Annotated in this window: 10 protein-coding genes; all 10 read left to right on the top strand. The window is 69.8% G+C overall.

The window, feature by feature from the left end; genetic code table 11:
- On the top strand, positions 1 to 304 hold a 304-nt coding region (locus tag AC1DP0_RS10900), incomplete at its 5' end, for a molybdopterin dinucleotide binding domain-containing protein (RefSeq protein WP_478084510.1).
- Positions 301 to 1,713 (top strand): NADH-quinone oxidoreductase subunit NuoH, encoded by a 1,413-nt coding sequence (nuoH, locus tag AC1DP0_RS10895; protein WP_478084509.1) that lies wholly within the window; start codon positions 301 to 303, stop codon positions 1,711 to 1,713. The genes AC1DP0_RS10900 and nuoH, both read left to right, overlap by 4 nt.
- Positions 1,706 to 2,554 (top strand): NADH-quinone oxidoreductase subunit NuoI, encoded by an 849-nt coding sequence (nuoI, locus tag AC1DP0_RS10890; RefSeq protein ID WP_478084508.1) that lies wholly within the window; start codon positions 1,706 to 1,708, stop codon positions 2,552 to 2,554. Before nuoH ends, nuoI begins: the two co-directional genes overlap by 8 nt.
- Positions 2,551 to 3,339 carry an NADH-quinone oxidoreductase subunit J gene (locus AC1DP0_RS10885; RefSeq protein WP_478084506.1) on the top strand — a complete coding sequence of 263 codons (789 nt, stop codon included), beginning with the start codon at positions 2,551 to 2,553 and terminating at the stop codon, positions 3,337 to 3,339. Before nuoI ends, AC1DP0_RS10885 begins: the two co-directional genes overlap by 4 nt.
- Before the next feature lie 5 nt (positions 3,340 to 3,344).
- Positions 3,345 to 3,635, top strand: coding sequence for an NADH-quinone oxidoreductase subunit NuoK (gene nuoK / locus AC1DP0_RS10880; RefSeq protein ID WP_478084515.1), 291 nt, complete (start codon positions 3,345 to 3,347; stop codon positions 3,633 to 3,635).
- Between the two features lie 15 nt (positions 3,636 to 3,650).
- Entirely contained in the window at positions 3,651 to 5,636 is a 1,986-nt protein-coding gene (gene nuoL, locus AC1DP0_RS10875; protein WP_478084505.1) for an NADH-quinone oxidoreductase subunit L, read from the top strand.
- An 8-nt stretch (positions 5,637 to 5,644) separates the two neighbouring features.
- On the top strand, positions 5,645 to 7,246 hold the full coding sequence (locus AC1DP0_RS10870; protein WP_478084513.1) for an NADH-quinone oxidoreductase subunit M: 1,602 nt from the start codon (positions 5,645 to 5,647) through the stop codon (positions 7,244 to 7,246).
- Complete coding sequence (gene nuoN / locus AC1DP0_RS10865) at positions 7,243 to 8,856, top strand: NADH-quinone oxidoreductase subunit NuoN (protein WP_478084503.1); 1,614 nt, start codon at positions 7,243 to 7,245, stop codon at positions 8,854 to 8,856. The genes AC1DP0_RS10870 and nuoN overlap by 4 nt, the downstream gene beginning before the upstream one ends.
- Positions 8,857 to 8,890: 34 nt before the next feature.
- Positions 8,891 to 9,907: a polyprenyl synthetase family protein gene (locus AC1DP0_RS10860; RefSeq protein WP_478084501.1), complete on the top strand. Its 1,017-nt coding sequence runs from the start codon at positions 8,891 to 8,893 to the stop codon at positions 9,905 to 9,907.
- A gap of 178 nt (positions 9,908 to 10,085) precedes the next feature.
- Positions 10,086 to 11,028: alanine racemase (locus AC1DP0_RS10855; RefSeq protein ID WP_478084500.1), on the top strand; the 943-nt coding region annotated here is incomplete at its 3' end.

The following is an 11,028-nucleotide window of genomic DNA, read 5'->3' as shown; positions in this document are numbered from 1 at the left end:
CACGTGGGCCACGCTGCTCGACGCCGGCCGTATGCAGGACGGCGAGCCGTTCCTGGCCGGCACCGCACCACTCGCGGTCGCGCGCCTGTCCGTGGCCTCGGCCACCCGACTCGGCGTCGCCGACGGCGACGCCGTCACCGTGACCGGCCCCGTGGGCAGCGTCACGCTGCCGGCGGTCGTCACCGAGGGCATGGTCGACGGGGTCGTCTGGCTCCCGACCAACGCGAAGGACTGCTCGATCCGCACGGGCCTCGGCACCGATGCCGGTGGCCGCGTCCACGTCACGAAGGGTGGTGCGGCATGAGCCTCGGCCTGACCGCATACGGGGTGGCGGCCGCGCTGCCCATGACCGAGAACCCCACGGCCGACTTCAGCGACACCCCATGGTGGCTGGCCCTGATCAAGGCCGTCGGCATCTTCGTCTACCTGCTCGTCTCGACGCTGCTCGTCATCTGGTTCGAGCGCCGCGTCATCGGCCGCATGCAGCAGCGCCCGGGCCCGAACCGCAACGGCCCGTTCGGCCTGCTCCAGACCCTCGCCGACGGCATGAAGTCGATGCTCAAGGAAGACATCACGCCGGCGCGCGCCGAGAAGCTCATCTACACCCTGGCGCCGCTCATCGCCGCGACGATGGCGTTCGTCTCGTTCGCGATCATCCCGCTCGGCGGCACCGTGTCGATGTTCGGCCACCGGACGCCGCTGCAGGTCACCGACGTCCCGGTCGCCGTCCTGCTCGTGCTCGCCGTCGCCTCGGTCGGCGTCTACGGGATCATCCTCGCCGGCTGGAGCTCGGGCTCGACCTACCCGCTCCTCGGTGGGCTGCGCTCGACCGCCCAGGTCATCAGCTACGAGATCGCCATGGGCCTCTCGCTCGTCGCGATCTTCCTCTACAGCGGCTCGATGTCGACCTCGGCCATCGTCTCGGCGCAGAGCTCGCTCTGGTACATCCTCCCGGCGTTCTTCAGCTTCGCCGTCTACGTCATCACGATGGTCGGCGAGACCAACCGTCTGCCCTTCGACCTCGCCGAGGGCGAGGGCGAGCTGACCGGCGGCTTCCACACCGAGTACTCCTCGATGCGCTTCGCGATGTTCTTCCTCGGCGAGTACGTCAACATGTTCACCGTGTCGGCCCTGGCAACCACCTTGTTCCTCGGTGGCTGGCAGGCCCCGCCGTTCATCTCGGCGATCAACGACAACATGTTCGGCGGCGGCTGGTGGGGCCTGCTGTGGTTCACCGCCAAGCTGTGGCTCTTCATGTTCATCTTCGTCTGGCTGCGTGGCTCCCTGCCGCGCGTGCGCTACGACCAGTTCATGCGCTTCGGCTGGAAGTTCCTCATCCCGATCACCCTGGCCTGGGTCGTCGCCGTCGCGTTCATCCGCGGCGCGCAGCTCGGCTTCCTCGGTGACAGCAAGCTGACCTTCGCCGGCCGGGAGCTCTCGGTCGCGACCGTCGTCATCGTCAGCATCGTCGCCGTCATCGCCCTCGCTGCGGCGTGGATCTGGGACGACAAGCGCGCCGCCCGGGCTGCCGCCGAGGACGAGACGCCACCGGAGGAGATCGACCCCTTCGAGGACGGCTACCCCGTGCCGCCGCTGCCGGGCCAGCGCCTCGCCGAACCGACCCCGCGCCTGTCCTCGTCGCGGCAGCCCGTGCTGACGACGAGCAGCGCCGCCCGCACCTCGACCGCCGTCAAGGAGGAGGACCATGTCTGACGACACCGTCGGCAAGCACGTGTCGCCCCGGAGCCCCGCCCAGCGCTCGGAGGTCGGCGCGCCCCGCGACCAGCGATCCGGCAGTGACGACCGCGAGAAGGGCTTCCTCTCGGAGCTGTTCGCGCCGGTGGCCGGGTTCGGGGTCTCGTTCTCCACGATGTTCCGCAAGGTCGCCACCGAGGAGTACCCCGAGAAGCCGCGCCCCACGGCGCCGCGCTTCCACGGCCGCCACCAGCTCAACCGCTACCCGGACGGCCTCGAGAAGTGCATCGGCTGCGAGCTGTGCGCGTGGGCCTGCCCAGCCGACGCGATCCTCGTCGAGGGCGCGGACAACGACGACACCCCGCTCGACCAGGGTGGCAAGGGTCGGTTCAGCCCCGGCGAGCGCTACGGCCGCGTCTACCAGATCAACTACCTGCGCTGCATCTTCTGCGGCCTGTGCATCGAGGCGTGCCCGACGCGCGCCCTGACGATGACGAACTTCTACGAGCTCGCCGACAACGACCGCGGCAAGCTGATCTTCACCAAGGACCAGCTGCTCGCGCCGCTCCAGAGCGGCATGCTGCCGACGCCGTTCCCGATGTCCGACGGGCTCGAGGAGCGCGACTACTACCAGGGCAAGGTCAGCGGACCCACCGACGCGCAGAAGGCGTACGTCGAGGCTCGCGACGCCGGCAGGAACGACCTGGACGCCCTCGACGACGACGGCAGCGGCGCCCCCTCGGTGACCGGCGCAGCCGGCCGTCCGGGCAACGCCGCCGCGGCCGTCCCCTACGAGCACGACGTCGCACACGCGGGGCACCCGACCGCAGCACACACCAGGGAAGGGGCCAACCCGTGACCTCCACCGCCGAAGCCGTCGGCTTCTGGCTGCTCGCCCCGATCGCGGTCATCGCCGCGCTGGGGCTGCTCTTCGCCAAGAAGGCCGTCCACGCCGCCCTCGGCATGGCACTCGTCATGTGCATCCTCGGGATCTTCTACATCATGCAGAAGGCCGACTTCCTCGGGATCGTGCAGGTGTTCGTCTACACCGGCGCCGTGATGATGCTCTTCCTCTTCGTCCTCATGCTCGTCGGCGTCGACTCGTCCGACTCGATCGTCGAGACGATCAAGGGTCAGCGCTGGGCCTCCCTGCTGCTCGTGGTGGGCCTCGCCGGCGTGCTCGTCTTCTCGCTCGGCCAGGTCGTCCTCGACCAGCAGAGTGTGCAGGCCGGCATGGACAAGCTCGTCTCCTCGAACGCCGACACCGGCAACGTGACCGGGCTCGCCGAGCTGATCTTCGGCCAGTACGTCTGGATCTTCGAGGTCACCTCCGCGCTGCTCATCACGGCAGCCCTCGGCGCCATGGTGCTCGCCCACCGCGAGCGCCTGACGCCGCGCATCACGCAGGCCGAGTGGGCCGCCAAGCGCGTCCGCGACAACAAGAACGTCGCGGGCCTGCCCGCGCCCGGTGTCTACGCCCGCCACAACGCGGTCGACACCCCGGCGCTGCTGCCCGACGGCACGCCGAGCGACCTGTCCGTCTCGCGCGTCCTCGTGGCCCGTGACCAGGTCGCGACCACCGACGGTTTCAAGGACGTCGAGCGCCACATGGAGCGCGAGATCGAGGAAGGTCGGTCCAAGTGAGCCCGATGCACTACGTCTACCTCGCGGTGCTGCTCTTCGCGATCGGCACGGCAGCCGTGCTGCTGCGACGCAACGCGATCATCGTCTTCATGGGTGTCGAGCTCATGCTCAACGCGACGAACCTCGCGCTCGTCACCTTCTCCCGGATGCACGGCGCCCTCGACGGGCAGGTCATGGCCCTGTTCGTCATGGTCGTCGCAGCCGCGGAGGTCGTCGTCGGGCTCGCCATCATCATGGCGATCTTCCGCGCCCGCCGTTCGGCCTCGGTCGACGACGCCAACCTGCTGAAGCTGTAAGGAGCGCCGCCCAGAATGGGAACTCTCGTCCAGACGCTCGCGAGCTCGTCGAGCACGCTGAGCACGTATGCCGTGGGCCTCGCCACGCACGAAGGTGAGGCGCACGCCGCCAGCGGGGTGACGGCATACGCGTGGCTCCTCGTCGCGCTGCCGCTGCTCGGTGCCGCCATCCTGCTCCTCGGTGGCCGCCGCACCGACTCGTTCGGTCCCGTGCTGGCGACCTGCCTGTCGTGGGGCGCCTTCGTCGTCGGCGCGGTCGTCTTCCTCGCGATGCTCGGCCGCGGCGCCGAGGACCGCGCGGTCGGCATCAACCTCTTCGACTGGATCGCCGCCGGGTCGTTCAAGGTGAGCGCGGGGCTGCTCGTCGACCAGCTGTCGATGGTCTTCGTCCTGCTCATCACCTTCGTCGGCTCGCTCATCCACGTGTACTCCCTCGGGTACATGGAGCACGACGCCGACAAGCGGCGCTTCTTCGCCTACCTCAACCTCTTCGTGGCGGCGATGCTCCTGCTCGTCCTCGCCAACTCCTACCTGCTGCTCTACGTCGGCTGGGAGGGCGTGGGCCTCGCGAGCTACCTGCTCATCGGCTTCTGGAACTACAACCCGGCCTACGCGACGGCGGCCAACAAGGCGTTCGTGGCCAACCGCGTCGGTGACTTCGGTCTGTCCATCGCCATCATCCTGATGTTCTTCCACTTCGGCGCCGTCGACTTCGCGACGGTGTTCGGCGCGGCCGGCAGCAACGCCAACCAGGGCTTCATGACCGCCATCGGCCTGATGCTGCTGCTCGGCGCCTGCGGCAAGTCGGCCCAGTTCCCGCTGCAGAGCTGGCTCGGTGACGCCATGGCCGGCCCGACGCCGGTGTCGGCGCTGATCCACGCGGCAACGATGGTCACGGCAGGTGTCTACCTCGTCGTGCGTTCGTCGCCGATCTTCCAGGCGGCACCCACGGCCCAGCTCGTCGTCGTCATCGTCGGGGCCATCACGCTGCTCTTCGGGGCGATCGTCGGCTGCGCCAAGGACGACATCAAGAAGGCCCTCGCGGCCTCGACGATGAGCCAGATCGGCTACATGATGCTCGCCGCGGGCCTCGGCCCGGTCGGCTACGCCTTCGCGATCTTCCACCTGCTCATGCACGGCTTCTTCAAGGCAGGCATGTTCCTCGGCGCCGGGTCGGTCATGCACGGCATGAACGACCAGGTCGACATGCGCCGTTTCGGCGGTCTGTCCGGCGCCATGAAGATCACGTGGGCCACCTTCGGCATCGGCTGGCTCGCCATCCTCGGGGTGCCGCCGTTCTCCGGCTTCTGGTCCAAGGACAAGATCATCGAGGCCGCCTTCATCGGTGAGGGCTGGCGCCCGTGGGTCTTCGGTCTGGCCGCCCTCATCGGTGCCGGCATCACGGCCTTCTACATGTCCCGCCTGTTCTTCATGACCTTCCACGGCAAGAAGCGCTGGACCGACGACGTGCACCCGCACGAGTCGGGCAGCCTCATGACGATCCCGATGATCGTGCTCGCCGTCGGGTCGGCCTTCCTCGGCCTCATCCTGGGCCCCACGGGTTTCTTCAACACGTGGCTCGAGCCGGTCACCGGCGCCGAGCCCGCAGGTGCCGAGCCCGTGATCCCGGTCCCGGTGCTCATGGCCCTGACGCTGATCCTCGTGGCGGCCGGCGGCGCACTCGCCTGGCTGCGCTACTGGCGGGACGAGGTCCCGGTCACGGCCCCCACGGGGTCGCTGCTCACGCAGGCCGCGCGCAAGGACCTCTACCAGGACCAGGTCAACGAGGCCCTCCTCATGCGACCCGGTATCCACCTCACGCGCTCGCTCGTCTTCGCGGACAGCAAGGGCGTGGACGGCGCGGCCGGTGGCCTCGCCGCCCTCGTCGGCGGGACGAGCTCCCGCCTGCGCAAGCTGCAGAACGGCTTCGCGCGCTCCTATGCCCTGACGATGCTCGCTGGTGTCGTCGCCATCCTCGGTGCTCTTTGGGTGATGTCCTGATGACCGCAATGTCCACCGTCCCCTGGCTGACGATCCTCGGCCTCATCCCGCTCGTCGGCGCGCTCGTCGTCGCCTTCGCGCCGGGGACCGCCGAGAACGCCAAGCGGATGGCGATCGGCTTCTCCGTCGTCACGCTCGTCGTCGGCATCATCGCCGCGACGCAGTTCGACCGTGCGTCGAGTGCCCAGTTCCAGCTCGGTGAGCAGCACTCGTGGATCCCGCAGTTCGGTGTCAACTACGCCCTCGGCGTCGACGGCATCGCGCTCGTGCTCATCCTCATGTCCCTCGTGCTGACCCCGATCTGCCTGCTCGCCGCCTGGCACGACGTGCCCGAGGAGGCCGGCCGTCGCGGCGGCCAGCGCGTCAAGACCTACTTCGCGCTGATCCTCGTGCTCGAGACGTTCATGGTCGGGGTGTTCGCCGCCACCGACGTGTTCCTCTTCTACGTCTTCTTCGAGGCCATGCTCATCCCGGTCTACTTCCTCATCGGCCGCTTCGGCGGTCCGCGCCGGCAGTACGCCGCGATGAAGTTCCTGCTCTTCTCGCTGGCCGGCGGGCTCATCATGCTCGTGGCCGTCATCGCCCTCTACCTGCAGGGCCCCGGTGGCACCGACGGCTTCCTCATCGAGCGCCTCACCGGCCTCTCGATGAACCCGGTCACCGAACGGCTGCTCTTCGTCGGCTTCTTCTTCGCCTTCGCGGTCAAGGCGCCGATGGTGCCGTTCCACACCTGGCTGCCCGACGCCGCCACCGAGTCCTCGCCGGCGACGGCGACCCTCCTCGTCGGCGTGCTCGACAAGGTCGGCACGTTCGGGATGATCCGCTTCTGCCTGCAGCTCTTCCCGCAGGCGAGCGAGTGGGCGACGCCCGTCGTCGTGGCCCTCGCGGTGCTCTCCGTCATCTACGGCGCGCTCCTCGCCATCGGCCAGACCGACATGATGCGCCTGGTGTCCTACACGTCCGTGAGCCACTTCGGCTTCATCGTGCTGGGCATCTTCGCCTTCACGACGGTGGGCCAGGGCGGCTCGACGCTCTACATGGTCAACCACGGCTTCTCGACGGCAGCGCTGTTCCTCTTCGCCGCCATGCTCGTCCGGCGTCGGGGGAGCAAGCGCATCCCCGACTTCGGTGGGTGGCAGCGCATCACGCCTGCGCTGGCGGGGATCTTCCTCGTCGCGGGCCTGTCGGGTCTGGCCCTCCCGGGCCTGTCGAGCTTCGTCTCGGAGTTCCTCGTGCTCGTCGGCAGCTTCTCGTCGCAGCCGGTGGCGGCGGTCATCGCGACCTCCGGCATCATCCTCGCCGCGCTCTACATCCTGCTCATGTACAAGCGGGTCATGACCGGCCCGAAGCCCGAGGGCCTCGTGGGCGAGCGCGAGCACGACCGGCTCGACGAGCGCGGCCGTCACGGCCTCACCGCCGTGCGCGACCTGACGACGCGCGAGAAGCTCGTCGCCGCCCCGTTGATCGCCGCCTTCGTCGTGCTCGGCTTCCTGCCGAACATCGCGCTGAACGTGATCAACCCGGCCGTCGACAAGACCCTTGCGCACGTCCAGCACGCCATTCCGAACCTCAACACGACCGGCACCGTGGCCGAAGGGAGCTCGAAGTGACCGCCGTCGCTCCGCTGGCGCTGCCCGCACTTCCCGCAGCGTTCCAGCAGTCGAACGTCGAATACCTCGCTGTCCTGCCGCTGCTGATCGTCTTCGTGACGGCCCTGGTGGGCGTCCTCGTCGAGGCCTTCGCCCCGCGTGAGCGTCGGCAGGTCATCCAGGTCACCCTTGCGGTCGTGGGCCTGCTCGCGGCGGCCGCGTCGATCATCCTCGCGGCCAAGCACCAGGGCCTGACGATGGGCCTGACGGACGGCTCGACCAACCACCAGCTCTTCGCCCTGGCGATCGACGGCCCGGCTCTCTTCATGCAGGGCGCGATCCTGCTCATGGGTGTGCTCGGGGTCCTCACCATGGCGGAGCGTTTCGGCGGCGTCGGCCCCGACGCGTTCACCCCGAGCGGTGCGTCGACGCCGGGCTCGGCCAACGAGACCGCGGCGGCCCGAGCGGGCGCGCTGACGTCCGAGGTCTTCCCGCTGACGATGTTCGCGATCTTCGGCATGATGCTCTTCCCGACGACGAACGACCTCATCGGCATGTTCGTCGCACTCGAGGTGCTCTCGCTGCCGCTCTACATCCTCTCGGGCCTGGCCCGTCGTCGACGGCTGCTCTCGCAGGAGGCCTCGCTCAAGTACTTCCTGCTCGGCGCGTTCAGCTCGGCCTTCTTCCTCTTCGGCACGGCCCTGCTCTACGGCTACGCCGGCTCGGTCTACTTCGGCGACCTCTCCAGGGCGATCGCGGCCGGCCCGCTGGCGATGAACGGCCTGCTGGTGCCGGGGGCGTTCCTCGTCTTCGTCGGCCTGCTCTTCAAGGTCGGTGCGGTGCCGTTCCACGCCTGGACGCCGGACGTCTACCAGGGCGCTCCGACGCCGGTCACCGGCTTCATGGCCGCGTGCACCAAAGCCGCCGCGTTCGGTGCGATCCTGCGCCTGGCCTACGTCGGTCTCGACACCGCCCGCTGGGAGTGGACCAACGCGCTCGTCCTCGTCGCGCTGCTGACCATGATCGTCGGTTCGGTGCTGTCGGTCACGCAGACCGACATGAAGCGCCTGCTGGCCTACTCCTCGATCGCGCACGCGGGCTTCATCCTCGTCGGCGTGCTCGCCTTCGACCGCAGGGCCGTCGGCGCGGTGCTCTTCTACATCGTCGCCTACGGCTTCGCGACCATCGCGGCCTTCGCCATCGTGTCGCTCGTGCGCCAGAACGGTGCCGAGGCCACGCACCTGTCGCAGTGGGCCGGGCTCGGCAGGCGCTACCCGGTCGTGGCCGGCGCCTTCGCGTTTCTCATGCTCGCCTTCGCCGGTATCCCGCTGACCTCGGGCTTCGTCTCGAAGTTCGCCGTCTTCTCGGCGGCCGTCGGTTCGGGTGGCGCGACGGGCACGGTCCTCGCGGTCGTCGGTGTCGTGTGCAGCGCCATCACGGTGTTCGTCTACGCCCGCGTCATCGTGCTGATGTTCTTCAGCGAGGCTCAGGACGACACCGTCGAGGTCGTGACGCCGTCGGTGTCGACGACGTTCTCGATCGCCATCGGCACGCTGGTCACGCTGGCGCTCGGTGTGCTGCCGTCGGCCCTGCTCGACCTCGCCGACCGCGCATCGCAGTTCGTCCGATGACGACGTCGGCACGACGGCTCGGTCACGGGGTGCGATGACGACGCACGCCACCCCGCCGGTCCTCGGGATCCCCGGGGCGACTGCGGATCTGTCGGCCCGCCTGCGTGACGGGCTGAGCCGGGTCGACGCCCTGCTCACGCAGGTCGTCGACCACGAGGACCCGTTCATCGCCGGCGCCTCCGGGCACCTCGTCGAAGCGGGTGGCAAGCGGTTCCGGCCGCTGCTGACCCTCCTCGCCGCCGAGCTCGGCGACGGGATCAACGACGACGTGGTCAGCGCGGCCGCAGGCGTCGAGCTGACCCACCTCGCCTCGCTGTACCACGACGACGTCATGGACGAGGCGAGCGTGCGACGCGGCGTCGCGTCCGTCAACGCCGCCTACGACAACTCGACGGCGATCCTCGTCGGCGACCTGCTCTTCGGCAAGGCGTCCGAGCTCGTCGCCGGCCTCGGGGCCGAGGCCGTCCTCATCCAGGCGCAGACGTTCGTGCGGCTGTGCTCGGGACAGATCCGCGACGACCGGGCCTGCCCCGACGGCGTCGACCCCGTCGACTACTACCTCGGGGTCCTCGCCGACAAGACGGGCGTGCTCATCGCGACGGCCGGTCGGTACGGCGTCATGTTCAGCGGCGGTTCGGCCGAGACCGTCGAGATCATGMGGTCCTACGGCGAGAAGGTCGGCATCGCGTTCCAGCTCGCCGACGACCTCATCGACATCGCCTCCGACGCCGACGACAGCGGCAAGGTCCCGGGCACCGATCTGCGCGAAGGCGTCGACACGCTCGCCGTCCTGCGCTTCCGGGCCATGGCCGACCCGACCGATGCCGCGGACGCGCGCCTGCTCGAGCTCCTCGGCGGTGACCTGACCGACGACGCGGCGCTGGCCGAGGCGCTCGGTCTGCTCCGTGCCCACCCCGCCCTCGCRCAGGCCCGCGACGAGACGTATGCCGTCGCCCGCGAGGCGCAGGCCCTGCTCGACCCGCTGCCCGACAGCGACGCCAAGGCGGCCCTGCAGGCCCTGGCCCTGAGCGTCGTCGACCGCGTCGGCTGACCCCCAACCCGTCACCACCACCCACCAGGTCGACTGCCCACGTCCCGACCGGGCGGCGACGGGGCGCGGGCCGCGATGGGTCGAGGTGATACGCCCCGGCATACGGTCGCGGATCACCTCGAACCGCGCGGCTCGGATATGGGGTGAGAGAAAGGCGACGCTGGATAGGGTGCAGGGCATGCATCGCCGCCTGTCGCCGCCCGTCGCGGCGCGCCTCTCGGCCGCCACCGCTGACCTGCCGGGCCCCCTCGCGGTGGTCGACCTCGACGCGTTCGACGCGAACGCCGCCACTCTGGTGCAGCTCGCCGCCGGCACGCCGATCCGGATCGCGACGAAGTCGCTGCGCAGTCGGCGTCTCATCGAGCGTGCCCTCGGCCGGGACGGCTTCCGGGGCCTCATGTGCTACGCCGTGCGCGAGGCGCTGTGGTGGGCCCGCGACGGCCACGACGACCTCCTCGTCGCCTACCCGAGCGTCGACGTGCCGGCCCTGGCCGAGCTCGCGGCAGACCCCGCCCTGACCAGGGCGGTCATCGTCATGATCGACAGCGTCGAGCACGTCGACTTCATCGCCCGGGAGGTGCCGGGCCACGAGGGCCTGCGCGTGGCGGTCGATGTCGACGCGTCGCTGCGCATCGGCCCGGCCCACCTGGGCGTCCGCCGTTCGCCGACCCGGACCCCGGCCGACGTCGCGACCGTCATCCGTCGTGCCCAGGAGCGGGGCCTCGTCGTCGCCGGCCTGATGTTCTACGACGCCCAGATCGCCGGCCTGCCCGACTCGTCACCGGTGGTGCGCCGGATGAAGAAGGTCTCCGACGCCGAGCTGCGGACCCGTCGCGCAGCGGTCGTCGCAGCCGCCCGCGCCCTTGCCGACGTGGAGGTGGTCAACGGCGGCGGCACGGGGAGCCTGCACGTCACGCACGAGGACCCGTCCCTGACCGAGCTCGCTGCCGGCTCCGGGCTCTTCGCACCCGCCCTCTTCGACGGCTACGACGCGCTGTCGCTACGACCGGCTGCCTACTTCGCCGTCCCGGTTGTGCGCCGACCCGGCGAGGGGATGGTGACGGCATACGGCGGCGGCTATGTCGCGTCCGGTCCGCCCGGCTGGTCGCGGGTGCCCAAGC

It is taken from the genome of Terrabacter sp. P5_B1 (genome assembly GCF_056400505.1).
The sequence above is the reverse complement of the archived record's forward strand: the minus strand, read 5'-3'. Positions and strand labels throughout refer to the sequence as shown.

Excerpts from the sequence above, each read along its gene's own strand:
- nuoH (WP_478084509.1), top strand. The coding sequence starts at position 301 with ATGAGCCTCGGCCTGACCGCATACGGGGTGGCGGCCGCGCTGCCCATG.
- nuoI (WP_478084508.1), top strand. The coding sequence starts at position 1,706 with ATGTCTGACGACACCGTCGGCAAGCACGTGTCGCCCCGGAGCCCCGCC.
- nuoK (WP_478084515.1), top strand. The coding sequence starts at position 3,345 with ATGCACTACGTCTACCTCGCGGTGCTGCTCTTCGCGATCGGCACGGCA.
- nuoL (WP_478084505.1), top strand. The coding sequence starts at position 3,651 with ATGGGAACTCTCGTCCAGACGCTCGCGAGCTCGTCGAGCACGCTGAGC.
- AC1DP0_RS10870 (WP_478084513.1), top strand. The coding sequence starts at position 5,645 with ATGTCCACCGTCCCCTGGCTGACGATCCTCGGCCTCATCCCGCTCGTC.